Below are 23,604 nucleotides of genomic sequence, written 5' to 3'. Positions count from 1 at the left end.
TAGATGATGCCCTCCAGGTCATCGTGGACCGGCACCCAGCCGAGGCGCACGCGGATTTTCCTTCTTCGCCCGGAAGCCCGACAGCGCCAGGAACAAAAGCTCTTCCACCCTGGCCTGCGCCTGGAACTGCCGCCAGACGGCTCCCCTTCCCTTTCCCGGTCTTTTTCCTTCAGGTAACCAACATAAACGGATAAGGATGACGGGCAAAACCAGCACCCCCTGTGCTATCATTTTGCTAGCATTATTATATGGTAATCCTTAAGCCAGACAGGCTAAATTACATGTTGTCTCTATTTCTATAATCTGTTATATTGTATAATAACAGGAGGTGTTATAAAATGCCCGAAACAAAAATGATCCATATAAGGTTTCCCGCAACAGTGATAGATAAAATGACGGTCTATCTTAAAGAGCGCGGCCTAAACCGCAACAGCTTTATCGTCGAAGCTGTAACCGAAAAACTGCGTCGGGAAATGCAAGTTAAAGCCTTCAGAGAAACCCGGGGCGCTTTGGCGCATGAGGATGCTCCCGAATGGACGAAAACTGGAGGAACAAAATGGGTTCAAGGCTTGCGCGGTAAAGATAAGGAGACGTCTCTATGGAATATTTGATAGACACCTGTGTTTTAATCGATCATCTTACCGGCAGACTTGCCGCGAAAGTCAGTAACTGGTTGGAAAAAATAATTTTATCAGGCGCAGCGGTTAGCAGTGTGATAGTCTATCATGAGCTTTTAACAGGAGCACGAACGCCTAAAGCCCAAAAAATCGTGAAAACTCTTCTTGAAAATTGGGAACTTCCCCGTCGACAGTACAATTGCTGAATTCGCAGCAACGCTAAGGCGGGAATGGGCCGCAGAAGGAAAAACAATGAGTATGGCTGATAGTCTTATCGCGGCCACTGCAGCAATAAAAGGTGTGAAGGTAATCACATCAAACCTTAAAGATTTCCCTCCCTCTTTAACCTTAAGCCTTGAAAAAGCGATACAAATCTCTGCTCCAGAAATATAGTCCAGTTTTACCGCTTCCGCTCCCACTGCCAGGCGATGGACGTTGTTGACCGGACAAATGGGCCAAGCGAAGTGGGCAGCAGGGCGTTGACCAACCTTTCGTCAGCGGAAATGGCCGTTCTGGGGGCAGAAATCCGCGCTAAATACCGGGTGCGTTAGCGGCCATCAAGTCATCGTCATTGTACACATTATTCTCAAGAGGCATCAGTAGATGCTTATCTTCCATATGGGCCAATTCTTCTGCGGTTAGGCCGGTAGCAGCGAGAAATTCCTCCGCTCTTTCCCCTTTATGTTGCCAACTCTTCAAAAGAAAATGTTTCTATAAACTGCTTCGGGGTGATTATGGGGATCCCTTCATATTCCCCCAGGGCAAGCAGATGGCTGTCACCAGAGATGAGGCAGTTGGTTTTCCCCGACTTGGCGCACTCTAAAAAACGGTTATCACTTGGATCTGCGTTAATAGCGTTAACTTCTACATCAGGCAATACCAAAATTGTGTTATCAAGGTTAATAAAACCTTCTAATAATTGCTGCCTTTCTTCCACGGTGCCGGCCTTGGCAAACTTTGGTCTGAGAAAAACCCCCATATACTCCGTTATAACCGCGGGGCTGACTACAACTTCGATTTTCCCGTCTGCCCAAAGGTCGGCGGCCCTACCGGTGCCAACAGGCCTGATATAACTACATTCGTATCTAAAACTACTTTCATTTGCCCTCTCTGTACTCCTTAATTTCTTTTTCTATATCCGCCTGGGTAAGACCATTTGTAGCTGCTCTGGATCTAATCTTAGCCAGGGCTGTTTTTAAGGCCAACCTTTTGTTTTCTTCGGCGGTTTTTTGCAAGAGCCGGTATTTCTCGTAATCCAGGAGTACAGCTTTAGGTTCACTGTTGATTGTAATAACTACCGGGGAATCATTTTTTAGAGATTCAATGAAGGAAGTTAATTTCGGGCGGACTTCATTTATGCCGGCAATGCGTTCCATTTTAACACCCCCATTAATGGTTACATTAACATTTTCTTTAAGCTTAGTATATATTTTTAATCCGGTCAAGGCTGGAGGAAAAAACGAAGTAGGGTACGCCGCAGTGTAGAGCCGCCTGGAGGAGAGTCAAGCCGCCGACGTTATTCAATCCGTGCAGGGCGTGCAGAAAAGGACGATTATCTATCCAGCTCCAAGGAAGCAGGCCGTTAAAGCCTGGCGGCAGAGCCTGCTCGCCGATGCTAACCCCTGCCAGGTAACGTTTCATCGCTTTTTCTGCATGCCAAGCGCTGCGCCCATCTCCCAATGACCTAGGACACCGCATGCCCCAGCTCTCTCCCTGCCAGCTACAAAAAAGCGCTCTTGCCCCCGCGATAATCCACTGGTAAAATTAAATCAGGCGGTGGTTTGTTTGCAACAAAAAAGCGGTAACCAGTACGATACCATAATTAAAGACCTGTTTGCCGGCGGGACGGAGGAACTCATCAACTTCTTCAGCGACATCCCAGCAACGGTAGTCAGCGACTTGAAAATCGAGTTCCCCCAGGTGGAAACCAGGGTTTCCGACCTGGTGGTAAAGGCCAAAAGCGATCAGGGTGCTATGGTCATCCACCTGGAGTTCCAGAGCCGCAACGACGACGAGATGCCCTACCGCATGTTGCGCTACGCCCTGGAAATCCACAAAACCTACCGCCTGCCGGTCTACCAGATGGTTATCTACTTCGGCCAGTGGGAAATGAACATGGCCGGCCAACTGCACTACCGCCTGGGAAACGAAAACATGCTGGACTACCGTTACCGCCTGGTCGACCTGGGTAAAATAACCTATGAGGAGCTAAAAAACCACCCGCATCAGCAGCTGCGTTCCTTGCTGCCCCTGGCGGACAGGGAGAGGCGCAAGAAAGAGGGGGAGAAATTTCTCCGGCAGTGCGCAGAGGATATTTTAAACAGCGACCTGGACCGGGAGACCAAAAAGGCCGTGCTCCTGCGGGCAGAGATATTCGCCGGCCTGGTTTACGACCGGCAGGTGATCGAGCTTATTTTCCGGGAGGTGGAACAAGTGCTGAACATCGAAGAGTCCGCCGGTTACCAGAGGATATTTGAAAAGGGCCTGATAAAAGGCCGGCAGGAGGGTTGGCAAGAAGGCCGGCAAGAAGGCCGGCAAGAAGGTCGACAAGAGGGCCGGCAAGAGGGCCGGCAGGAGTCTCTGGTAGACGTAGCCATCAGACTCTTGAGCAAAAAGTTCCGCAGGCTTCCCAGGGAGTACGTGGCCAGGATCAAGGAGCAGGACGCGTACGTACTACAGCAGGTGATCGACAACATCTTCGACATCAACGACCTGTCCGAATTGGAAGACTACCTGCAGTAAAAGGTCCTTTATTCCACTGAAGTTATTGCAGGTTGCTTCCTCCCCAAAGATAGCAAAAAGAGTAAGCCAGAGACTTTAGAATCATATATCATAACATATAATCAACGTATAGTTAACCACCTGTCTGGTACCGTTAATCCACGTTGTAAATCCATGGTCGTCCACTCTTCCAGCACTGCTTGATCTCGCCCAGATTGGCAAAAAGATGGCATAACATTTCTCTCTCCGCTGCCGAACCCTGATAACCATGGAGAAGAAATGGCAAGAAGCCCAGGATGTCCGGATCAGTTTCAGAATCCAATGCCGCCCACGCTTCTTCGGGAAGCATAATGCCTGCTTTGGCCATCATGGCCAGCATCAGGCGCCTCAGGTGCGTCTCGTCCCAACTGAAACCCTTGCGAATCATCTCCTCCCTTAGTCCGCTGATTAGTTGCTCAGGGTAGGGTATCTCCACCTTTGCCTCTTCCAGGGGAAGTTCCTCCCCGGCATTCCTCCCTGTCTTACCTCCCCGTACCTGTCCAGGGATCATCCGCGCCGCTTCTTCGCGTTGTATTCGGAAAATGATCTCCTCAATGTCGATTACCGGGCGCCCGATGATACCGGCCACCTGGCGCGCGGCTTCTTCCGGCTGCACGTAAAAGTTAGTGCAATAGAAGTCCGGACGAAACTCGGCCGGGAGAAAACCGGCGGCCAGACTGCTTTCCGGAGCCCGTCCCTGGGGTGTAAAGGCCCCCAGGGCAACGACAATACGCAAGACCTCATCCACTTCCCATCGAGGTCCCGCCGGATCCACACTGGCCACCTTCACTAAAAGGGCCAGATCCCCGACGCTGTCGAGAAAATCCATACAAGTACGCAGGGCACCCATGGTGTGTGCAGGATACTCACGTAGACTTTCGGCCAAAAACTTGCCCAGAAGGTCGGGGTCCTTATCTCGCAGGAGTCTGTAAAGGGGTGCCTTGTCTACCATACGCTCGGACACGGCTCGGGCCAGGTCTATCCCATCCAGCTCAGTACCCAGGATATCCCAAAGTCTTTGTACATCCAGAAGCAAGGGCGGGACGAGAGGCCTGCCGCTAACCTGCCTCAGCCAGGCATGTACGGTTAGCCAGTTGCGCGCGTTGAGATCGCCTCGGGCCAGGGCCAAGCCGGCGAATTCATTCTCAGCCAAGGTAGCGAGGCACCAAACCAAATCATGATAGGGGTGGGACTGGGTTTTGGCAAAAAATACATCAACCCCTTCTTCTTCACGCAGGAGAATATGACGCGCATTCCTTGACAACGCGGCGGAAGCCGCTCGGCGTTTTCGCATCTCCCGGTAGACCCTGATGTCGCGGTAGATATGAAATTGCTCAGCACACTCCCATGTCTGGGCATCACCGACTACGGCCAGAAAACGGCCTTTGTGATCCTGGCCCTCCGGGCTACGCGTAAGAACCAGCCGCGTAAAGCCAAACTTTTCTTCTTCGGTAAGGCGCACCGGCTGCGGTTCAAAGGCCTGGATCACTTGTTTGGCTGCGTCATAAAAACGCTCCCATTCCACCGCCCCGATTTCATCTGGCAAAACCCTCAGCCCCAGATAGATGCCCATCAGTACCCCCCTCGGGAATATCAAAAAAAGGGTGCCACACTGGCCAAAAGCGGTCGTACAAAGATACTACTACAAACTGATCCCACGTTTTTACAACTTGTTTGCTCCATGAAAGGTGCCGGTTTTAGCAAGAGCACTATTCATGATGCCCCCCTATCAAGGCTATAATGGGATATTCGACAAATTATAGAAAGTTCCTTCGTGGCGGTTTCCATACGAATGGAAAATGTGGCTTGATATCCTGCTGGTAAAGGCAATGACAGGCGCTCCTGCACAAGGAAGGCTTTAGCCTGCAGAGGGGAGAAGCGGCAAAGCCTCCGGCCCTGCCGCTTCCATAGCTTAATCTTTTAGGACTGCTGCTGGCCCGAAGGTAAAAAGTACATGGCCGGGGCCTGGCCGTTATGGCCGGAAAGGTACTTGATATACTGGGCCAGGTAGTAATTAAGCCCCGTCAGCGGCCGGCCGCGCACGGCCGCGTTCCACATGGCCCTGGTCTCAGGGCTCTCTCCCTGCCAGCTGGTCACCCCCTTAGTGAAGTAGCTGCGGACCCTTTCCTGGTTCTCCGTATTGGGGTTCACGGGCACAAAATAACGCCGGGCAAAAAACCAGGGCCTTCCCCAGGGCGCCGCTGGCATCCAGGGACATCAGGGGCGCCGTCACTTTGGCCATGATGCCCACCTCTTTCGCCCCTCATTCTACCAGGGGCTAAAGGAAGTGGCTAATCTAAATCGTGACCTTACTTGACTTAATGATAAAGCTACTTTAAACTGAATATACCTAAATAATTGAGGTGGTTACCAGTGGAACGGATAGAAATACGAGCACCCGAGTGGTTGGTAAAACTACCTCCTCGGGAACGCGAAGCTTTAATCGTGGACGCCATTGACCTTACAGCTAAAAGGAAAACCATCCAATTAAAACATCAAATCAAAGAGGCCGAGGAACAAATCAAAAGGCTAGAAGCAAAATATAACATGAACTATGAAGAATTCCAAAAAAAAGTAGTTCCTACTATGACAGACTTCGAAACCCACAGAGACGATACCGAATGGGAAATGTGGCTCGATATTATCAGGGAAGCTAAAACGCTTTTAGCAGCATTAGAGGGCCAGCAATAATGAAGCAATATTATACGGGTGCACTGGACAAACATAAAACTATTATTGCAACCATCGAAGATTTTACTACACTAACCCGCCGGAATCGTACCATTATCTCCGGTAGGATTTATTTTATTGATGGCTCTTTTTTAGAAATTTATGATCGCTGGCAAGACGATAAACTGGAACGTTATAATTACTACTGGCTGAATGGAGATACTGTTATTATGGGCTGGGATAACAAGGAACACCACAGGGAAATAGCCACGTTTCCTCATCATAAACATACAAAGCACAAAAAAGAAGTACTTTGTTCTTACGAAAACACTTTAGCCGATGTTTTAGCTGTGATTAATAATCATCTTTGTGGCAAATAGAGCATAAGGGAGGCTGGTAGGCTGCAGTGGGGAGAAGCGGCAAAGCCTCCGGCCCTGCCGCTTCCACAGCTTAATCTTTTAGGATTGCTGCTGGCCCGGAGGTAAAAAGGGTGTGGCCGGGGCCTGGCCGTTATGGCTGAATAGGTACTTGATATACTGGGCCAGGTAGTAATTCATCCCCGTCAGCGGCCGGCCGCGCACGGCCGCGTTCCACATGGCCCTGGTCTCAGGGCTCTCTCCCTGCCAGCTGGTCACCGCCTGAGTGAAGTAGCTGCGGACCCTTTCCTGGTTTTCAGTATTGGGGTTCATGGGCACAAAATAGCGCCGGGCGTAATTGATCCCCTTCCATTTGGCAAAAACCAGGGCCTTCCCCAAGGCGCCGCTGGCATCCAGGGACATCAGGGGCGCCGTCACTTTGGCCATGATGCCCACCTCTTTCGCACCTCATTCTACCAGGGGCTAAAGGAAGTGGCTATTTTCGTAAGCTGCCGAGAATACAGCTACCGGTATACGTTACCATCAGGATGCAAAGGATTTCTTACCAGTTTAAATTCCCTCCCTGAAAAAAGTTTCCCGTAGCGCGAGAAAATATTAAACTTGGTACAGAAGTAAGGCAGCGGGATGCACGGCTGGCTGCCGGTACAACAGAACTTATTTCCGGCATTAAATTGCACTTAACCGCTCAGGACGAACATCACCGCACCATCGCCGTACCCACTCCGTTTAATGAACGTAGCAACCATAAAGCTATATTTAAGCACCTGCCCTATTTTTCCCAGCCGCCTTGCCCGGCAACCATATCCCGCCGCATCTGCTCCCCCATGATGGGCTTCCAGGGCCAGGACGTGGGCTGCCGCCAGGTCCTCGACGTGGATGTAGTCCCGCACCGCCGTGCCCAATATCCCCTGCTGGCGACGCCCCGGCGGCGTTGAAATAATGTACTGCTCCTGGAGCCATAAGGCTACAAAGGACGTTTTCATAGGTGCTGGCAGCCCGCTTTTCCAGGATGATATCCTTTTCCGGTACCCCCAGGAATTTTGCCTGTTCGGCCATGATGTCAGCCGCTGCTACGTTCCATTCTACGGTGCCGCCGGTCATCAGAAGCCTTGGAGCCAGGCCTTCCTGGTAGAGCTTTACGCCGGTCGCCACCCGCTCGCCCTGCTCACCCGAGAGGACAATAATCACATCTGCAGGCTGTAAATCTTTGTCTCCTACCATCAGCCAGCTGGCTACAAATGGTAACCAGAAACTTTTCGTTGTCAACAAAAATAAAGAGAGACCTGCGGTAATAATTAACAGTCCCAGGCCTTTATGTTTTAGTGCTTTCATATTGTGGTACACGGTACACAACCTAACCCACCTGCACCAGTTCCTGTCCCTTCTCTACCCGGAAGTCCGGCAGGACCAGGCGCAGCAGTTCTTCCACCCCGGCCATGTCGGCCCGCCAGCCGGGCTGGGAGACCAGCGCCAGGAAGTGCTCCAGCCTGGCGGCGTCGAATTCCTCCGGCCGGGCGATGAAAATCCGCTCGTGGGAAGTGGCGTTGACCCCCTCCCCGGCCGTCAGGAGCTCTTCATGGAGCTTCTCTCCCGGCCGGACGCCGGTAAAGACGATTTCAATGTCCTTCCCGGGTTCGTAGCCGGACAGGATAATCATGCTCCGTGCCAGGTCCACTATTTTCACCGGCTCCCCCATATCCAGGACAAAAATCTCCCCGCCCCGGACCAGGGCGCCGGCCTGGATGACCAGCTGCACCGCCTCGGGGATGGTCATAAAGTAGCGGGTCATCTCCGGGTGGGTCACCGTCACCGGGCCGCCGGCGGCAATCTGGCGCTGGAATAAAGGTACCACGCTGCCCCGGCTGCCTAGGACGTTGCGCTTTACGCCTCTCCCTCCGGCGATAGCATGCCCCACTCTTGCATTTGTAAATAAGCTCTCTCAATCTGCAGGATAGTAAATTTATTCCCTTTCGCCTGGCGAACTTCCATAACGACTTCTTGTTTCTAAGTGCTATTTTAATTCAGTGACCATTGCGCGATTATTATTGTTTTTGAAGCTCATTTAAACGATTGATGTTAACTAATGGAAGTATTACTGGTGGAACATTTGCAGCCATAGTAATACTCGAAACAACTGTTCTCAAGAAGGGAAAAAGAATAGCCGGCGCGTTAATTTCTGCATAACGATACAACTCATTCTTTTCAACAGTAGAGTTAGTTTTAAACCAGCCCCGTAAATTAACTTCTAAGTGAAATGGATTATCTTTTTCGGGGCTTTCTTCAAATATATTACAAAATAAATCAACGGTAATCTCATTATTTGTTTCATCAACAGTTGATTCAGTCCGTACTTTGAAGTCAAGCGGTATAGACTTATTCTTCTGTGATTTAAAGTTCTGATTCAACTTATAAGATAAATGTAAAACTTTATACCCCCGAAAAATCAAATTGCTCTCTATAGACTTGTCTATCATGCCGCCTCACCATTTGCAATAGCAATATAACCATTTGTTAAGTCGCTATATGGTTCCTCAAGAATACTATATTCAACGATTAACCTTTCTGGTTGCCATTCACTATCTGCTTCCTCCCCAATATCGGGACATTGCTCAATACCAGCCCTCTGTAAATCCCTTTCAAATTGTTCAATAGTTACCTGGGCAAGATATTGGTTTATCTGCTCAACTACCTCTTTAAAATCCACCGTTACTGCACCTCCATTGTTCAATAGATTTTATACACCGTTCTTCTTTTACGCATATTTGAATTTGTACCGGGGGAATATTAGTAATGTCGTACGGATAACTCCGGCCGGGCACAAGAAAAACAGCTCTAACCACTTCATAAGGAAATTGTTGGCAGATAAAATTTATAGCCACACCATTTAAAAGGCGTTTTCCTTTATACTTTGTCTGCTTCATTTTGCCCTGTAGTTGTTTTATTATCGACAAAAACATATCCCATTCCCGTTTTCGTGTTAAATCAAGAACCTCCTGGGCTTCAATAATAGTTTTTAAGATAGCCCATTCTTTATATTTCCTGGCGCGTACACACCAATCAATAGCCTGGTCAGGATCATCCTCAAAAAAGTATATACCCTTCCCCAACCATTCATCTTCTCTATTTGAAGGTAAAAATCTTTTATCCAATAATATCATATCAGCACTTGCTTTACTAGTACCATGAAAACCTATAAAAACCCTTACCATATTATGCCCCCGATATAGGTTAGATAACCTAATGGAAATAGGTTCTAGCTTAACCGTAGAAATCCTGCTATTTTGAGTTTATAAACTTCATAACCTGCCAGGCGGCAGGAAGGGAGCCTGACAATTAACACCCTACCCCACCTGCACCAGTTCCTGCCCTTTCTCTACCCGAAAGCCCGGCAGGATCAGGCGCAGCACCCGATGGAACCGCCGGCGCCGGTAACCAGGATCACTTCCCCCGCCAGGTAACCAGCCATGGCCGCCAGGTCCACTTGAACCGGCTCCCGGCCCAGGATATCTTCTAAAATGGTGCAAGTGAGAATGCTTGAAATCCTACTGGCCGGTAGTCTATTGGGCCAAAGAAATATTAATAGTTCTTCTCGATGCATAAAGGGCAAAACTGAACCACAGTTCCGAATGGAGATCTCCTGCAAACAACGGCAGTACCTGCTCCGCCCACCCTTCAGCTTTTTGCAGAGTTGCAGCCATAACCTTTGAGCCTATGAAGCTTGACAGCGTGACCGATAATTTGTAACAAAGATTTTATCACCTGCTCTGGTCAAGGCACTTTCTCCAAAATCGGGTGTTTTCTTTTGAACAACTTGCTCTTTCTCGAATTGAATGCGCATAAAAACCGCTTCACCTACGTGTGAAAGGGGGTAATGACCAATATCATGTAAAAGGGCAGCCATGCGAAGTTTCCTCAAGTCATCCTCTTCCAACACACCTTATACGTTTCGACAAATCAGACAGAATGGGATCCGGACTGGACTGCCACATTTTTAAAGGGCGCCGTCACTTTGGCCATGATGCCCACCTCTTTCGCACCTCATTCTACCAGGGGCTAAAGGAAGTGGCTATTTTCGTAAGCTGCCAGGAATCACGTTTGTATTATAACAGAAAAATCTTTTCGAATAAATCTAGGCTCTTATCCCGTTATTAGAGTGTTGAATCCATGGGCGGATTGCGGAATGTTTAATCGGCGACAATGGGCTCGGGTTGGGCTAAAAAATGAGAACTGGCACTCGTATAACTGCCATACCACCTTCCAATCATAGATGTGTAGGTTATCCCTTAATATTTTCAATTCCAGGCACCGGCGCGTTCCACATTTCCAAGAAAAAGGCCGCCAAAACTCCTACCATTAGTCCCAGCAAGGTGGCCACCGCCGTATTCAACAATTTTCTCGGCCTGACGGGACTCGAGGGCTCCACGGCCGGGGCGATTAGACGCGTCTGGACACTAGTATCCAGGGAACCGGCAACGCGCGCTTCTTCACTGCGAACCAGTAAGGATCGGAAATTTTCCTGCAAATTTTTGATCTGGACCTGGTACTTATCATCGATCAATTGTTTTTCGGCGAGCTCTTCCTGCAGCGCCTGCAGCTCCTTTTCCGTGCTTCTTATTTGTTCCTGCAGAGAAGTAACTTTTTCCTGCAGCTGGGCTACCTGCATCCTATAAGTATTGGCCTGTGTCGCTAAAGAGAGATAAATTGGATTGGGTTCTTCGTCTTCCAGCTTAAGCCCGGCTACTTCTTGAGACGGACGGCCGGTTTTACTTTCAGTTATATTCAACAATAATGGATCGTCCCCCACCACCTTTACAGTCTTCAGGGTAGCAGGCGTTCCTGCCAGTTTCGTTTCGGCAGCTTCTAAAGCACGACGGGTGCCTTCCAACTCCACCTGAGTTTTTCTTAGATTTGTTTTAAATTCCGTCAACAACTGCACTTTGGCTTCCAGCTCGGCATTGAGCTGCTTGACGCTGCGCGGCTGAGCCAGAAACTGCCGGTATTCTTCCATGACTTGATTCAGCTTTTCTTCTTCTTTGTTTTGCTGGGCTTCAATGGTGGAACTCACCTGGTTTAGCCTCTGGGCCTGCAAGTCCTGCATGAAAGCTATGTATTCCTGGGCCACAGTGTTGGCCAGATCCCTGGCCAACCTGGCGTCAGAGTTATTTGCATGTATTTCCAATAAATTCGTATTCTTGGGATTTTCCACCTTGATGATATTTGCCAATGCCTGAAGGGAATAGACTTGAGGGTCGAGGGCCAGCTTCTTCTGGACACGTTCCAATACAGTTGGGTTTGTCACCTGGTAACGGTACGTTTCCAGGGAAGCCTGATGGCTGGCAACAGCCAGCGATTGGAGCAGGGCTTCGAGCGGGCTGTTCCCTTCCGGGGTTTTGGGCACCGCAGGAAGATCAACCTGCAGGGTAGCCGTGGCTTCATATACTGGAGGCAAAACAAAGAAGCTCAGAACGCCACTGGTAATGAGCGCCACAACTGTAATAAATATTATAACCCGCTTGCGTCTTATTAAGATTTCTATAAGTTCTCGTAAGGATACTTCTTCCATGAGGCAACAGCTCCTTTTATTTTATTCTCGCCACGGACCAGGGCGCCGGCCTGGATGACCAGTTGCACCGCCTCTGGAATGGTCATAAAGTAGCGGGTCATCTCCGGGTGGGTCACCGTCACCGGGCCGCTGGCGGCAATCTGGCGCTGAAAAAGGGGTACCACGCTGCCCCGGCTGCCCAGGACCCCTCCCGGTTTGAGGTACCTAGGGAAAGTTGGTGAAAACCAGTGTCAACTAGGGGGTGACACACTTTTTACAACAACCTCCCCTCATTTAACCTGTTTACTAAAATATTTTTTACTTGTTCATTCTTTACAAAAATGTAAGGGATCTCACGAAAAGGATTTTGATAGATACTTTCCTGAAAGATCTCCTGGAACCTCTTACGTTTATCACCAAGCATAATATAAACCGCCTTGCCAGCAACAGGAACAAAGGGTTTAAAATCAGCAACGGCAATATAGAAATCTCCCTTAGTAAGGCCATTATTTGCTTCTATAATCCTTCGCTCAAGTTCTTCTAACCCGTCTTCTTCTTTGCGAAACTGGCCAACAAGCCTGATGAACGCATCCTGGTGAGCAGGGTCCTTTATTATTGCTTCGAACTCAAAAGGTGTTTTCCAGAGCGATTTATAAAAAGCCCGGTTAAATAGTTGATTATATAGATCCCGGGCGTAATCATCAATACTCATATATTTACGAACAAAGGTAATCAAATCATAGTCATCTGCCAACTTTTCCGCTATTGATTCATAGGTAAATAACTTTTCCCGCCCTTCAGGTACTGTATTAATCAAGTATTTAATAAGACGCCGGAAAAGAAAATCAGTATAAACAGTGATATGATGGTTATACACCCAAAAATAAAGTGCATTCCTTCCATATATAAGGTTGCCTATAGTACTGAGGGCTTTACCAGAGAACGCCAATGTTCCGTTATGAATTGTATATGCCGAAATAAGCCGTTCAGCGTCTATAGCTATTAGCTCAGCGCCGGACATAAAAGCATCCCGTAAAACGTAATCAAGCTTATCTACATCAATATCAGAATTAAGAATATCTATGAGACAATCTTCTGTAAATTTATCCGATGTATTATACTTTTGCCCCGTTATCATTCGACAAAGTAAATCAAGGTCAACGCCATAGCTTAATAACCTGTCGGCAAATTTATTCAAGACTATTACGCAACTACATAATTCATGTGGAGATCCCATTGAACCCATTATAGTATTTGTTAGCCCTACATTATTAAGACCAATGTTAAGCCAGTTAATAAGCTCTTCTTTTGAATAAAAAGCCTCCCCGAGATGAGAAAAAGGGGCATGCCCGATATCATGTAATAGACAGGCATATCGTACTGTGTTGGATATCCTTTCATCCGCATCAATACCTAATGATTCCAAAACTTTCATGCCTAAATGCATAACGCCTAGCGAATGCTCAAAGCGGGTATGATTAGCTGAAGGATAAACAGAATAGGCACCTGTTTGCCGGATACGCTTTAGACGTTGAAAAAGTGGTGTATCAATTATATGTAGATCATTTTCGCATAAAGATATATACCCATGCACTACATCGCGGATTATTTTAGAGGTTTTCCCGCCATGGTTCAAGAGAAATAACCTCCCTTAATACTCTTAAAAAAATCTGCCTTTCTTTTTCAGAAGGCCATCCTATCTCCCTTAAATTTTGCGATATCCTATCCAAACGATATTCCTCAAAGGGTTTGCTTGCTTCAAAGCATATATCATTTTCGCCTGGGTCCGGGCATTCACGTAAAAAATGATTAGAAAGCCAATACCATATTTCCTCATCTACTGTTTCACTAACAATGGCATCACCAGTCCCGGATATATTTCCCCTAAATACAGCATTTATATGAATTGTTGTCTCTTCCAACCGCTTAGCGACCTGGAAAACAACCCTCGTTACTTCTTTCCTGGTACCTCTTTTCTTCTCAGCAAAATATGCCAGAACAATGGGTGTAGGACCAATTACTACTCCTTTCTTTGCAGATACTACGCTCTCCACAATTATCCCTCCGTAAAGGTTTTTTATTTAGCACTATTTTAACCGGTTAGCCCAAAAATACCAAACCGTACATTTCCCTTGGGTACCAAGAAAAACCCAACTTCGTAGGCATACCATTGAAAATCGGTGTCTACCCCACTTGCACCAGTTCCTGTCCCTTCTCCAGCCGGAAGTCCGGCAGGACCAGGCGCAGCACCCGATGGAACCGCCGGCTCCGGTCACCAGGACCACTTCCCCCGCCAGGTAACCGGCCATGGCCGCCAGGTCGACCCGGACCGGCTCCCGGCCCAGGATGTCTTCTAAAATGGTGCAAGTGAGAATGCTGGAAATCCTACTGGCCGGTAGTCTACTGGACCAAAGAAATGCCAATAGTTCTTCTCGACGCTCGTAGGGCGTTTTTCTTCCTTTAGAGTTTTGTCTACCACAACAATATCTACGGGGTTTTCAACCCGGTAAAGACTTCGTTTAACCCTGTAGCGAAAATAGGCATCCTCATCAGAGAGAGAATACCCTATAAAGATGACCCGGTCCGCTTTGCGCAGCAGTTCTTCAGCTTGCATATGTAGGTGCAACCATGCTTCAGGCATGAAATATTTTTCACGCATAGGTGGGTAAAGAAACCAACTAAGGGGTGTTCCATCACTGGAGCATTGTGGCATATCCTGGGAAAGAGCTCGCCCGGTAGAAATTCGATATATTTTGTGGCAATAGGGGCAGAACATCCAATCCATGGAGCCATGAAATTTCACCAACTGTATAGGTTTACGCAGCTTTTCCCGGGATACGTTTATCGCCCTTCGTTCGCATCCTCCCCAAGGTTCTAGTTGTATGCCATAGTTTATATTTTCCTCCCCCACTGCCTCTATCAAAGCCTGGTCTAAAAAAGGATCATAGTTAAGGGTAATAAAACCTACCTCTTCCAAGGCACCTGTTGTCAACATCTTGACCATGTTTTTAACCAGCTGCACATAGCTATTTCTACTATCTATTTGGGTCGTAAGATCAGTAAAAAGTTGTAGCAACCTAGTTATGATTGTTCTTTTTAATTCCCTTAATAAGTCCGGTTTATAGGTTGGCGTTAAGGCTTCATCTTTTTCTAAAGCGATCTCAATAAGGTTCAATACTTCATTAATCGTTGGTCTGCTGCAGGCCGGTAAGGATGGGTCGATCCTGAAAACTGTTTTTAAAAAACGAACCAGATCGTCACTAGAGTTGCCCTCGTTAAGGAGTTCGGTTAATAAATCTTGTCCTAGCGGAAGCTGCTCCGCCGAAGCGCCGGCACCAATGACGAAGACCACTTTTTCAAACCGTCTGGAAACTACGTTAGATAAATAATATGCTGTAAGCTTTAGGGCATCTCCTTCTAGTTCTTCGGATCTTTGGTCGTCAGATTGAAAATAAATAGTTCCGGCATTCTGTGTAAAGAGCCGGCAGTCGTTTAACGTTACTAACCGGTTACCATGAATAAAACGTATTCTTGCCGGCAAGTCTGAACTCATTGAGATGAGGCTCTCATCCTGAACCTCCTGTTTGGCCAAAATAACCCCTGCATGCAATCTTTTTTTAATCGCCGGTATAGGATTATTGAAAACATCCGGTAATTCGTTTTCCAGAAACAGAAAATCGGCTTTCAAAATCGTACTGCCAATGTTAATTACAGGGTCGGGAATCCTTCTCCTGAGATCAGCTATCGGCAAGGGGATAAGCTGTTGTCGATTAAGACTAATGTTCACGATCCCACACCCTTGCCGCGCTCCTCACTCTAAAACTTAAATCGTTTTTCAAATCCTTCAGTATCGGTCTGGCTTCTAATCTATACTTGGAGGGCCAGGAAGAGATGGTTTCCCCAATCGCCTGAACCAGATTAAGGCGTACTGCCCGTGACTCGTCCTTTGAGAATCTCCTGGCGATTTCCAAGATATATGGCCAGTACATTTCGGTTTTGCTTTTGCAAGCTACAATGGGCAGATAATACGCCACAGCCCCTCGAATGCGCTCGTCCGGGTTTTTCAGTTCTCCAAGGAATCTGCCCAAAATTTCACCTAAAAGTCCATCATCCACTTGAAAATTGTGGGCGTACCTACCCAAAAACAGTAAGCATTCCCGCAATCCATCAGATTCGGCTGCCAGAGATCGACGCATTATCGCATGAACAACTTGCCGGGTATCTTCATGATCCAACGTTACTAACAACCATGCAGCCTTGGCAGCCAATACATCAGTATCTTCAAGGTCATACCAAAAACCCCTTTCTTTTTCCTTGCGTGGGGCCTCCAGGCAGTTGTGACATATCTTTTTTATTGACTCTGTATACTCGACCGCAACGTCCATGTTTTCACTTAAGAAAATGCTCAAGTTATGCAAAGCTAGGGCCCGGTTGTAGGAAAGCAGGTTGTCGGCATCGATGTAGTTAAACAGTGCCCGCAAGGCCTCGGCCTGTATGTCGTTCTTAAGGTAGGGAAGGTAAATCCCTAAAAGAGCCCCCCAAACACGCCCTCCCCAGCTGCGGTGCCGGTCACTTTCTTCGGCGACTTCTTTCCGCATAAGTTCTACCAGATGATTAGCAGTATCAACCCACAAATCATCCGGGACAAAGGGCAACAACCATTCATTGTGGAGCACAGCGATGGCATCAGAGTTTCTCTGTCTGGCTTCTTCAATAACATAAGCAGCAACCTTTTTTTGCATGTCTTCTGAAAGATATTGGGAGAGGCTAACAAGGGCATAAAATAACTGGGAAGACCAGAGGTCTTTGCCTCCTGCTTTGCCTTGCAGGTATTCAAGCATTTTTACGGCGAGTTCATCACGATAAGACGAAGATATTTGGTGCCACTGCTTGTAGACCTGCAGTTGTTCGACAATTTCACTTCGTATAAGGTAGTTTTGCTGTTTTTCAAATTCCTCCCACAATCTTTTAATCATTTCTTCTTGTTTTTCAGCTGGCAGTCGGTGAAGCAATCCCCCGAGGAGCTTTATACCTGGCCTCTTGAAGTCCAGTTCTCTAGTGAAGGAAAACTGACCGGATAAAGCTTCTAAAGCAAGGCTCAAAGTTTGTAAAATATAGCCATCCGGCAGGTAATCAACCAGCATAGCAAGGCAATTAACCCGGCCAATCTTTGCCCTGCGTCCTTTCACGGGTTTAAAAATCCATTGACAAAACTCTTCTAACTCTCTTAATGTTGTAAAGGGTATAGTGTCACCAATTAGCCCCTTGATAGCCTTTGTTTCATTAATTTCCACGGCCTGTTGAAGAGCAATCTGGAGTAACCTGCGATCATTGGTTACGTAACCTGCGTTGATAAATGCTTTGACCTCACGGTCAAAGAGCGTTCTATTCGCTAAAACATTGCCCAGCAGCGCATTGGCAGCCTCGCTACGATTGAAGTAACGAATAGCCTCATAAAGATTGTTGGAAAACCGGATAGAATTGCGCGTTGCAAGGTTCTCCTCATATACCTCATTCCTTACATAACCTAGGGCAATATCTTCCCATTTATTGGCCAGGGCCATTTCCCCTTCCGCTAATCGTGGCAGCCTTCCCGTTATTTGGAATTCATCTCTACTCATTAAAAGTAGGTTTTGAACAACCAGTATATTTCTCTTGACTTCCTGGCGATAAAGGCCCAACTCACTATCCGGAATATTTTCCACCAGCTCGTCTAAAATGGCGTCAGCAGCCTTATAATGTTTAAGTGCGGTTTGCCAGTCATCCCGGGCAAAGGACAGGGCTCCCAGGTTACACCAGACAATGGCCCTTTCAAGTTCAGTTGGCGCAAGGGATAACGCCTTTTTTAAAAGCGTATCAGCTTCGTCATAAAGCTCCTGTTCCCTGGCCATACATCCGAAATAAAGGGCGAAATTGAACCAGGGTTCCGAATGGAGCTCTCCTTCAAACAACGGCAATACCTGCTCCGCCCACCCTTCAGCTTTTCGCAGAGTTGCCGCCATAGCCTTTAGCAAATGGATGCGCCGGTGCCATTCATCCTCCAATTTTTCCATACCCTTTAAATAATCACTTAATTTATCCAGGTACTTTCTCATTTCTTCCAGGTCGTATCTTTCTATGTTAATAACCGTTAGGAAATAGTAATATTGCATCAAGGTCTTAGGAGGAATATCTACAAATTTCCAATTAGGGTTGTAAAGAGCATAGTAGGCATCTTCAACTCCATAGAGCCTATGGAGCTTGACAGCGTGACCGATAATTTGTGACAAAGATTTATCATTAACCTCTCTCAGAGAGGAGAGTTCGTCACCCGTACCATCTGTTGCTACTATAGGCAAGCACGGAATAAACGGCTCCAAGAAGAAGTTATAAATTGGCTCCATTACCGATTTCACCTTGTTAGCCTCCTGAAATAACATCAATTTATTTTGTAATTATAGCCCGTATCGCAAAACCTTTACGACATCTGGCTACAGCTGGCAGAAAACCCATCGGGGTTGTTGCTGTACCACATCCAGTCAGTGGCAATAATTTCCTCTAAACTAGTATACCGCGGCCGCCAGCCTAACTCCGCCATGGCTTTTTCTGCCGAGGCTACCAGCACCGCCGGGTCACCGGGCCGCCGGGGACTGAAACGGTAAGGTACTTTCTGCCCTGTCACCTTTTCTGCCGCTTTTATTACCTCCAGAACCGAATAGCCCCGGCCGCTGCCCAGATTATAGGCCGCCGTGGGGCCGCACTGCTCCAGGGCTTCCAGGGCCAGGACGTGGGCTGCCGCCAGGTCATCGACGTGGATGTAGTCCCGCACCGCCGTGCCCAATATCCCCTGCTGATGACGCCCCAGCGGCGTTGAAATAACGCAGTGATATAGCGCGGAAGTCATAGGCGCGGCTGTAGAAGGCCAGGGCCTTCTCCAGGACTAAATTCCATAATGAATCACATACCCTCAAATAACGCCGCCTGCCCGCCGCCCTGGTGCAGAGGGTGATGAGGTGCGCCTGTTAGACAGGCTTGATTTCAGTTTTGTTCCAATTCACTAACAAACCGTTGACTATTATCTTCCTCATGTTCAAAAGGATTGTATAAATGTAGACCATGCCTGCGAAGATGTTTGAAATCTTCAACATTCCGTGTGACTAAAACAGCCGATAATAATAAGGCTGTAGCTGCAACGATGGCATCTGGTAATTTTAGCTTACGATTATAATCCTTTTTACTAAGGGCGCGTAATTCGGCGGCTTTAAGAGCGACCTTAGAATCAACATCCACTATTTCTCCTATATCCAAAATACCTCTTATCTTTGATTTTTGTTCAAGAGTTAGTTCATGGAATGAAAACAGCTCTGCCTCGACTATTGTTGAATAATAGACTTCTATATCGTCGTCTTCTAGTTTCTTCATTGCCCAAACTGCTGCTTTTACTCCTGCCAGTGTATAAATAATTATGTTAGTATCGACCACATATTTATTCGGGTACGACACCTGATCGATCATCTTCATCCTCCCTGATGCGTAACATCTCCTCAACCAATTCAGGATGGTCCTTTAAGATACCCGCAGCCGCCAGGACAGCACCTTTTGATTTACTACGTTTAGTCAGCTTAATGGTTATCTTGTTCGTACCCGGGATAATCTCTACCCAATCACCAGGTTTAATTTTGGCCATTTTCAATACTTCTCCGATGGTAATTCTTCCGCCTGGCTCTACTCTTCTCTTAACCTGTAGCAATGCCATCACTCCTAAGGCTCGAGATTAATATCAATTATATTCTGTAAGATTATACCCCAAAAACGTCTCCAACTCAATCTGGTATCTGTTTCTTCTTCGTTTAAATACCCCACCATCCTGCCGCATTTGCTCCCCTATGACCCTGGTATAACTCAACCGTTAAATCCCCGCGGCCTGCGGCGGTGCCAATGCCAGGCAGTAGCAATGATGTCCTCCAGTTCTGTATATCCCGGCCGCCAGCCTAACTCCGCCATGGCTTTTTCTGCCGAGGCTACCAGCACCGCCGGGTCGCCGGGGACCGACACGGTAAGGTACTTTCTGCCCCGTCACTTTTTCCGCCGCCCGGATTACCTCAAAAACCGAATAGCCCCGACCGCTGCCCAGATTATAGGCCGCCGTGGGGCTGCCCTGCTCCAGGGCCGCCAGGGCCAGGACGTGGGCTGCCGCCAGGTCGTCGACGTGGATGTAGTCCCGCACCGCCCTCCCCAATATCCCCTGCCGGCGACACCCCGGCGGCATTGAAATAACATAAGGATATCCAGGCCCACCACTTCTATTCCCCGGTCCTGGAGCCATAAGGCTGTAAAAGGAGTTCTCATAGGTGCTGATAGCCCACTTTTCAAGGACGATATCCTTTTCCGGTACCCCCAGGAATTTTGCCTGGTCGGCCATGATGTCAGCCGCTGTTACGTTCCATTTTACGGGGCCGCCGGCATCAGAAGCCTTAGAGCCAGGCCTTCCTGGTAGAGCTTTATCCCGGTCGCCACCCGCCCGCCCTGTTCGCCCGAGAGGACAAAAATAACATCTGCAGATTTGCCGGGGGAACTGGATGGGACTGCAGCTCCGCGACCGGTCCTTTAGCAAAATATTAAAAATAACTAACCCTTCCTCAGCCTGACCCTCTTCAGGTAAAATAAAGAAAAACAGGAGAAACCGCCAATGCCCGTTGATCACGACCGCCTGTTCAAGGAACTGCTAACCACCTTTTTCCGGGACTTGCCATTAAACATTGACCCTCGCTTCCCAAGACCGGCCGGCTTTAACCGGGCCGGTCTTTAAGTTATTCTTTAAATCCCCGCAGATTATATGAGTAACCAATGGATATAACACTGGATGATCAAGCCGGCGTAATCACCTCTAACAAGGCCAATTTTCATCCGCTACAGTTGCAAGGTAATCGTGACCCTTTTCTACATCCGGGAGAATAAACCGGCATCCCAGGGCATCCATGGGATCAAACATTAAAATGCGCCAGAATGTATTGCGGGCGGCATCAAACTGGCCCAGGCGCCACTGGCAGAGGCCTAGCCCGTGCAGGGCGCGCAGAAAAGGGCGATTATTTATCCAGCTCCACGGAAGCAGTCCGTTAAAGCCTGGCGGCAGGGCCTGCTCGCCAACTTTAACCCCTGCGAGGTAACGTTGCATCGCTCTTTTTGCATGCCAGGCGCTGCGCCCATCTCCAAACGTATATGTGCCCAGGTGGACGAAGGCATCAATGCAACGCAGATCTTTGGTCAGGCACCACTGCAAAATTTCCCACGTTTTATCAATATTGCCCTGATGAGCATATTCAACCGCCAGGGATATTGGGTCCTCCATTTCCTCAGGGTTCGCCCCTGGGATAATTTGCTCCATTTCAAATACCTCACGGGGACCTGCTTTCAGAACAGCAATTACCCACTCAGGTAAAGACGAAGTTTGGGGATGACCCTGAGGATTTCTCCCTCCGTTTCATCCCTGACGCCTCCGACCGGCCGTAAGGTAATAATCTTTCGTTCCGGCAACCGGAGGCAGCGCAGATTTGTCTTTCCTGCCGCCAAAACGATTAGTTCTACTAAATCCGGTATAATCATACCCACCCTATCCCTGCGATTATTATAGTTGCTTCTTTTCCTAATAGGCTATCCGGCTATTTCCAGGCGCCGGCATTACGGAAAAGACTTGCCGCCCACAGGAAAGCATTCTCGTAAATAATGTCCTTGTCCATGGGTTCGAGAAGGGTTACCTGCTTTAAGCGGGCATGTACCTCTTGTACAGATACCAGCTCTACCGGCATTCCCTCTTCTCTGGCTTTACTCACTGTTTCAAGCACTAATTTGTTGGGCGGCATGAAACACCAGATTTCGTAGACCACCTGATACTTCATTTCCATTTGCAATGCTGCAAACTCTGCATAGCGCTGGAGAGCAGCAACTTTTTTCTGCACCCGGCGTAACCTTGTTTGCAGTTTCTCTTTTGCTGCAAAATGGTATGTACTGGAAAAATCCATGCCGTAAATTTCTCCAGGTTTATGGGCAAAAGCCACTACCGGGACAATATTTTCCCCGGGAATATCCAGGCTCACCGTACAGCCTTTTACCATTTCATAATAGGCCAGGATAAAACCGCGTTCAATATCTGCCTTCAGGTATTTAGATAATTTACGCGCCATATTATCCTCCATGAAAAAGCGCTAGTGTTCGGCCGTTACGCAGGCGTCAAATGTGCCACCCTACAGCGCCCCGGGCGTGCCAGCAGCTTATACCAGCGATTTGTCTTCAATATCCCGGCATTGCTCCGCGAAGCCCGGTATTTTACCAGTATCACTTCAGGATGCACGCTCTGATACTTTGGGGAATAGTCATTTGCCCTTTACTGGTTAAGCGCACTAAAAGGTTGGATATGAAGCATCTTTCTCTTTACAGGCTTCACACGGTCGCTTTCTACATGCTCCTAATCCCAGGACTATCTTTTTGCTCACTGATCTCTTACTCACTGGTTACCGCCTGGGTGAAATAATCGCGGGCCTAGCCAGGACGCTATTCCTCTTCTGCTCCCACTGCCAGGCGGAGTAGATGATGCCCTCCAGGTCATCGTAAGCCGGTACCCAGCCGAGACGTTCACGGATTTTCTCGGCGTCGGCCACCAGGACCGGCGGGTCACCCGGCCGCCGGCCTTCGTACCGCACCGGGAAGTCCACCCCTGTCGCCTTTTTAGCCGCTTCAATCACTTCCAGCACCGAGTACCCCCGGCCGTAGCCGCAGTTAAAAACATCGCTCCCCCCACCGTCCAAAAGATACTCCAAGGCCAGGACGTGAGCCGCAGCCAGGTCCTCCACGTGGATGTAGTCGCGGATGCAAGTGCCGTCCGGCGTGGGGTAGTCCGTGCCGAAGACGCTTAAATAAGGCCTTTTGCCCGCCGCTGTACGGGTGGCCAGGGTGATGAGATGGGTGGCGTCTTCTTTGCCCTCGCCGATCCTACCCTCCCGGTCGGCCCCGGCGACGTTGAAATACCGGAGGGACACGTAACTCAAATCTCCAGCGGCCGCCAGGTCTTTCAGCACCTTCTCCACCACGGCCTTGCTCTGACCGTAGGGGTTGATGGGGTTTAAAACGGCCTCTTCCGGCACCGGGATCTGCTCCGGTATGCCGTAGACGGCGGCGCTGGAAGAAAAAATCAGTTTCTCCACCCCACATTTTTTCATGGCATCCAAAAGGCTTAAAGTCCCCTGGACGTTGTTGATGTAGTACTTTAACGGCTGGGCAACCGATTCTGGGACCACGATGAAGGCGGCAAAATGCATGACGGCGTCCGGTTTAAACTCCCGTATTACCGCCTCAAGTTTGGCGGCGTCCAGGAGGTCGCCCACCACCAGTTCACCATATAAAACCGCCCAGGGATGGCCGGTGACCAGGCTGTCGTAGGTAAGCACCTGGTAACCCCTCTCCCCTAGGGCCTTCACCACGTGGCTGCCGATGTACCCCGCCCCGCCGGTTACCAATACTTTGGTCATGATATGTACCTCCTATATCCCGTCTTATCCCACCTGCATCATTTCCTTTTCCTTCTTGAGCCGAAAACCCGCCAGCACCAGGTGCAAAAGCTCCTCCACACCGGCCATGTCCGCCCGCCAGCCGGGCTGGGAAACAA

General features: G+C 48.5%; 31 protein-coding genes and 4 pseudogenes. 6 read left to right on the top strand and 29 right to left on the bottom strand.

Annotated elements, in window-relative coordinates:
• Window positions 1-18: 18 nt before the first annotated feature.
• Window positions 19-207 carry a hypothetical protein gene (locus E308F_RS14395; protein ID WP_141265587.1) on the bottom strand — a complete coding sequence of 63 codons (189 nt, stop codon included), beginning with the start codon at window positions 205-207 and terminating at the stop codon, window positions 19-21.
• Window positions 208-338: 131 nt separating this feature from the next.
• Here E308F_RS14395 and E308F_RS14390 point away from each other — a divergent pair, with 131 nt between their 5' ends.
• Genes E308F_RS14390 through E308F_RS16330 form a run of 3 tightly spaced genes read left to right on the top strand, consistent with a single transcriptional unit; the run spans window position 339 to window position 1,010 of the window.
• Window positions 339-611, top strand: a complete 273-nt coding sequence (locus E308F_RS14390) for a YlcI/YnfO family protein (protein ID WP_141265586.1) — start codon at window positions 339-341, stop codon at window positions 609-611.
• A complete protein-coding gene (locus E308F_RS16335; protein ID WP_216363809.1) occupies window positions 599-823 on the top strand; it encodes a PIN domain-containing protein in 225 nt (74 codons plus the stop codon). The genes E308F_RS14390 and E308F_RS16335 overlap by 13 nt, the downstream gene beginning before the upstream one ends.
• Window positions 824-869: 46 nt before the next feature.
• Window positions 870-1,010: a type II toxin-antitoxin system VapC family toxin gene (locus E308F_RS16330; RefSeq protein ID WP_146127160.1), complete on the top strand. Its 141-nt coding sequence runs from the start codon at window positions 870-872 to the stop codon at window positions 1,008-1,010.
• Between the two features lie 286 nt (window positions 1,011-1,296).
• Here E308F_RS16330 and E308F_RS14380 read toward each other — a convergent pair whose 3' ends face one another.
• The 3 genes from E308F_RS14380 to E308F_RS14370 all read right to left on the bottom strand — a co-directional run bounded on the left by E308F_RS14380 (window position 1,297) and on the right by E308F_RS14370 (window position 2,258).
• Window positions 1,297-1,635, bottom strand: coding sequence for a putative toxin-antitoxin system toxin component, PIN family (locus tag E308F_RS14380; protein WP_253256524.1), 339 nt, complete (start codon window positions 1,633-1,635; stop codon window positions 1,297-1,299).
• 79 nt (window positions 1,636-1,714) lie between these two features.
• Window positions 1,715-2,062, bottom strand: coding sequence for a type II toxin-antitoxin system Phd/YefM family antitoxin (locus E308F_RS14375; RefSeq protein WP_253256377.1), 348 nt, complete (start codon window positions 2,060-2,062; stop codon window positions 1,715-1,717).
• Window positions 2,037-2,258: a hypothetical protein gene (locus E308F_RS14370; RefSeq protein WP_172613391.1), complete on the bottom strand. Its 222-nt coding sequence runs from the start codon at window positions 2,256-2,258 to the stop codon at window positions 2,037-2,039. The genes E308F_RS14375 and E308F_RS14370 overlap by 26 nt, the downstream gene beginning before the upstream one ends.
• A 144-nt stretch (window positions 2,259-2,402) precedes the next feature.
• Between E308F_RS14370 and E308F_RS14365 the strand changes: the two genes are divergently transcribed.
• Entirely contained in the window at window positions 2,403-3,359 is a 957-nt protein-coding gene (locus E308F_RS14365; RefSeq protein ID WP_141265584.1) for a DUF4351 domain-containing protein, read from the top strand.
• A gap of 133 nt (window positions 3,360-3,492) precedes the next feature.
• Here E308F_RS14365 and E308F_RS14360 read toward each other — a convergent pair whose 3' ends face one another.
• Together E308F_RS14360 and E308F_RS16010 are read right to left on the bottom strand one after the other, a co-directional pair.
• Window positions 3,493-4,950: a hypothetical protein gene (locus E308F_RS14360; RefSeq protein WP_141265583.1), complete on the bottom strand. Its 1,458-nt coding sequence runs from the start codon at window positions 4,948-4,950 to the stop codon at window positions 3,493-3,495.
• 347 nt (window positions 4,951-5,297) lie between these two features.
• Window positions 5,298-5,528 carry a hypothetical protein gene (locus tag E308F_RS16010; RefSeq protein ID WP_216364565.1) on the bottom strand — a complete coding sequence of 77 codons (231 nt, stop codon included), beginning with the start codon at window positions 5,526-5,528 and terminating at the stop codon, window positions 5,298-5,300.
• A 222-nt stretch (window positions 5,529-5,750) separates the two neighbouring features.
• Between E308F_RS16010 and E308F_RS14355 the strand changes: the two genes are divergently transcribed.
• Window positions 5,751-6,068: a hypothetical protein gene (locus tag E308F_RS14355; RefSeq protein ID WP_062283200.1), complete on the top strand. Its 318-nt coding sequence runs from the start codon at window positions 5,751-5,753 to the stop codon at window positions 6,066-6,068.
• Window positions 6,068-6,427 carry a toxin-antitoxin system TumE family protein gene (locus E308F_RS14350; protein WP_141265582.1) on the top strand — a complete coding sequence of 120 codons (360 nt, stop codon included), beginning with the start codon at window positions 6,068-6,070 and terminating at the stop codon, window positions 6,425-6,427. Before E308F_RS14355 ends, E308F_RS14350 begins: the two co-directional genes overlap by 1 nt.
• Before the next feature lie 78 nt (window positions 6,428-6,505).
• On the opposite strand, the gene E308F_RS14345 is transcribed toward E308F_RS14350, so the two are convergent.
• The 23 genes and pseudogenes from E308F_RS14345 to galE all read right to left on the bottom strand — a co-directional run bounded on the left by E308F_RS14345 (window position 6,506) and on the right by galE (window position 23,467).
• Window positions 6,506-6,850: a hypothetical protein gene (locus E308F_RS14345; RefSeq protein WP_141265581.1), complete on the bottom strand. Its 345-nt coding sequence runs from the start codon at window positions 6,848-6,850 to the stop codon at window positions 6,506-6,508.
• A gap of 371 nt (window positions 6,851-7,221) precedes the next feature.
• A pseudogene (locus tag E308F_RS16980) lies at window positions 7,222-7,323 on the bottom strand (NAD-dependent epimerase/dehydratase family protein); the annotation flags it as partial.
• 82 nt (window positions 7,324-7,405) lie between these two features.
• Window positions 7,406-7,645: pseudogene (locus E308F_RS16610) on the bottom strand (YdcF family protein); the annotation flags it as partial.
• A gap of 133 nt (window positions 7,646-7,778) precedes the next feature.
• A pseudogene (locus E308F_RS14335) lies at window positions 7,779-8,300 on the bottom strand (polysaccharide biosynthesis protein); the annotation flags it as partial.
• Window positions 8,301-8,466: 166 nt separating this feature from the next.
• The gene (locus E308F_RS14330) at window positions 8,467-8,898 is read right to left on the bottom strand and encodes a protein-export chaperone SecB (RefSeq protein ID WP_141265578.1); all 432 of its coding nucleotides are present in this window, start codon (window positions 8,896-8,898) and stop codon (window positions 8,467-8,469) included.
• Window positions 8,895-9,128 (bottom strand): hypothetical protein, encoded by a 234-nt coding sequence (locus E308F_RS14325; protein WP_106005760.1) that lies wholly within the window; start codon window positions 9,126-9,128, stop codon window positions 8,895-8,897. The genes E308F_RS14330 and E308F_RS14325 overlap by 4 nt, the downstream gene beginning before the upstream one ends.
• Complete coding sequence (locus E308F_RS14320; RefSeq protein WP_062283222.1) at window positions 9,118-9,633, bottom strand: hypothetical protein; 516 nt, start codon at window positions 9,631-9,633, stop codon at window positions 9,118-9,120. Before E308F_RS14320 ends, E308F_RS14325 begins: the two co-directional genes overlap by 11 nt.
• 185 nt (window positions 9,634-9,818) lie before the next feature.
• On the bottom strand, window positions 9,819-10,022 hold the full coding sequence (locus E308F_RS14315) for a hypothetical protein (protein ID WP_141304195.1): 204 nt from the start codon (window positions 10,020-10,022) through the stop codon (window positions 9,819-9,821).
• Between the two features lie 111 nt (window positions 10,023-10,133).
• Entirely contained in the window at window positions 10,134-10,358 is a 225-nt protein-coding gene (locus E308F_RS14310; RefSeq protein ID WP_256369483.1) for an HD domain-containing protein, read from the bottom strand.
• Window positions 10,359-10,700: 342 nt separating this feature from the next.
• Entirely contained in the window at window positions 10,701-11,987 is a 1,287-nt protein-coding gene (locus E308F_RS14305; RefSeq protein WP_141265575.1) for a GumC family protein, read from the bottom strand.
• A 29-nt stretch (window positions 11,988-12,016) separates the two neighbouring features.
• A pseudogene (locus tag E308F_RS14300) lies at window positions 12,017-12,178 on the bottom strand (polysaccharide biosynthesis protein); the annotation flags it as partial.
• A 62-nt stretch (window positions 12,179-12,240) separates the two neighbouring features.
• Window positions 12,241-13,602, bottom strand: coding sequence for an HD domain-containing protein (locus E308F_RS14295; RefSeq protein ID WP_141265573.1), 1,362 nt, complete (start codon window positions 13,600-13,602; stop codon window positions 12,241-12,243).
• Complete coding sequence (locus E308F_RS14290) at window positions 13,577-14,020, bottom strand: hypothetical protein (protein WP_141265572.1); 444 nt, start codon at window positions 14,018-14,020, stop codon at window positions 13,577-13,579. Before E308F_RS14290 ends, E308F_RS14295 begins: the two co-directional genes overlap by 26 nt.
• 299 nt (window positions 14,021-14,319) lie before the next feature.
• Entirely contained in the window at window positions 14,320-14,961 is a 642-nt protein-coding gene (locus E308F_RS16975) for an SIR2 family protein (RefSeq protein ID WP_373995965.1), read from the bottom strand.
• Window positions 14,962-15,742: 781 nt separating this feature from the next.
• Window positions 15,743-18,361, bottom strand: a complete 2,619-nt coding sequence (locus E308F_RS14275; protein ID WP_141265569.1) for a hypothetical protein — start codon at window positions 18,359-18,361, stop codon at window positions 15,743-15,745.
• Between the two features lie 62 nt (window positions 18,362-18,423).
• Complete coding sequence (locus tag E308F_RS14270; RefSeq protein ID WP_141265568.1) at window positions 18,424-18,849, bottom strand: GDP-mannose 4,6-dehydratase; 426 nt, start codon at window positions 18,847-18,849, stop codon at window positions 18,424-18,426.
• Between the two features lie 134 nt (window positions 18,850-18,983).
• Entirely contained in the window at window positions 18,984-19,460 is a 477-nt protein-coding gene (locus E308F_RS14265; RefSeq protein ID WP_141265567.1) for a type II toxin-antitoxin system VapC family toxin, read from the bottom strand.
• A complete protein-coding gene (locus E308F_RS14260) occupies window positions 19,432-19,632 on the bottom strand; it encodes a hypothetical protein (protein WP_161952788.1) in 201 nt (66 codons plus the stop codon). The genes E308F_RS14265 and E308F_RS14260 overlap by 29 nt, the downstream gene beginning before the upstream one ends.
• 222 nt (window positions 19,633-19,854) lie before the next feature.
• Window positions 19,855-20,367, bottom strand: coding sequence for an NAD-dependent epimerase/dehydratase family protein (locus E308F_RS14255; RefSeq protein ID WP_253260487.1), 513 nt, complete (start codon window positions 20,365-20,367; stop codon window positions 19,855-19,857).
• A 465-nt stretch (window positions 20,368-20,832) separates the two neighbouring features.
• Window positions 20,833-21,330, bottom strand: coding sequence for a hypothetical protein (locus tag E308F_RS14250; protein ID WP_172613971.1), 498 nt, complete (start codon window positions 21,328-21,330; stop codon window positions 20,833-20,835).
• Between the two features lie 38 nt (window positions 21,331-21,368).
• Window positions 21,369-21,554 (bottom strand): hypothetical protein, encoded by a 186-nt coding sequence (locus tag E308F_RS15995; RefSeq protein WP_216364564.1) that lies wholly within the window; start codon window positions 21,552-21,554, stop codon window positions 21,369-21,371.
• A gap of 50 nt (window positions 21,555-21,604) precedes the next feature.
• On the bottom strand, window positions 21,605-22,126 hold the full coding sequence (locus tag E308F_RS14245) for a hypothetical protein (protein WP_141265566.1): 522 nt from the start codon (window positions 22,124-22,126) through the stop codon (window positions 21,605-21,607).
• A 327-nt stretch (window positions 22,127-22,453) separates the two neighbouring features.
• Window positions 22,454-23,467, bottom strand: coding sequence for a UDP-glucose 4-epimerase GalE (gene galE, locus E308F_RS14240; protein ID WP_141265565.1), 1,014 nt, complete (start codon window positions 23,465-23,467; stop codon window positions 22,454-22,456).
• Between the last annotated feature and the right edge of the window lie 137 nt (window positions 23,468-23,604).

This window comes from Moorella sp. E308F, from assembly GCF_006538365.1.
Classification (GTDB): domain Bacteria; phylum Bacillota; class DSM-521; order Neomoorellales; family Neomoorellaceae; genus Neomoorella.
Note: the sequence above shows the minus strand (reverse complement) of the source record. Positions and strands in the feature narration are given on the sequence as shown.

Coding starts and splice junctions, on each gene's coding strand:
- E308F_RS14390 (WP_141265586.1), top strand. CDS start 339: ATGCCCGAAACAAAAATGATCCATATAAGGTTTCCCGCAACAGTGATA.
- E308F_RS16335 (WP_216363809.1), top strand. CDS start 599: ATGGAATATTTGATAGACACCTGTGTTTTAATCGATCATCTTACCGGC.
- E308F_RS16330 (WP_146127160.1), top strand. CDS start 870: ATGAGTATGGCTGATAGTCTTATCGCGGCCACTGCAGCAATAAAAGGT.
- E308F_RS14370 (WP_172613391.1), bottom strand. CDS start 2,258: ATGAAACGTTACCTGGCAGGGGTTAGCATCGGCGAGCAGGCTCTGCCG.
- E308F_RS14360 (WP_141265583.1), bottom strand. CDS start 4,950: ATGGGCATCTATCTGGGGCTGAGGGTTTTGCCAGATGAAATCGGGGCG.
- E308F_RS14350 (WP_141265582.1), top strand. CDS start 6,068: ATGAAGCAATATTATACGGGTGCACTGGACAAACATAAAACTATTATT.
- E308F_RS14345 (WP_141265581.1), bottom strand. CDS start 6,850: ATGGCCAAAGTGACGGCGCCCCTGATGTCCCTGGATGCCAGCGGCGCC.
- E308F_RS14330 (WP_141265578.1), bottom strand. CDS start 8,898: ATGATAGACAAGTCTATAGAGAGCAATTTGATTTTTCGGGGGTATAAA.
- E308F_RS14320 (WP_062283222.1), bottom strand. CDS start 9,633: ATGGTAAGGGTTTTTATAGGTTTTCATGGTACTAGTAAAGCAAGTGCT.
- E308F_RS14315 (WP_141304195.1), bottom strand. CDS start 10,022: ATGCATCGAGAAGAACTATTAATATTTCTTTGGCCCAATAGACTACCG.
- E308F_RS14305 (WP_141265575.1), bottom strand. CDS start 11,987: ATGGAAGAAGTATCCTTACGAGAACTTATAGAAATCTTAATAAGACGC.
- E308F_RS16975 (WP_373995965.1), bottom strand. CDS start 14,961: ATGTTGACAACAGGTGCCTTGGAAGAGGTAGGTTTTATTACCCTTAAC.
- E308F_RS14270 (WP_141265568.1), bottom strand. CDS start 18,849: ATGACTTCCGCGCTATATCACTGCGTTATTTCAACGCCGCTGGGGCGT.
- E308F_RS14265 (WP_141265567.1), bottom strand. CDS start 19,460: ATGATCGATCAGGTGTCGTACCCGAATAAATATGTGGTCGATACTAAC.
- E308F_RS14260 (WP_161952788.1), bottom strand. CDS start 19,632: ATGGCCAAAATTAAACCTGGTGATTGGGTAGAGATTATCCCGGGTACG.
- E308F_RS14255 (WP_253260487.1), bottom strand. CDS start 20,367: ATGGCCGACCAGGCAAAATTCCTGGGGGTACCGGAAAAGGATATCGTC.
- E308F_RS14250 (WP_172613971.1), bottom strand. CDS start 21,330: ATGGAGCAAATTATCCCAGGGGCGAACCCTGAGGAAATGGAGGACCCA.
- E308F_RS14245 (WP_141265566.1), bottom strand. CDS start 22,126: ATGGCGCGTAAATTATCTAAATACCTGAAGGCAGATATTGAACGCGGT.
- galE (WP_141265565.1), bottom strand. CDS start 23,467: ATGACCAAAGTATTGGTAACCGGCGGGGCGGGGTACATCGGCAGCCAC.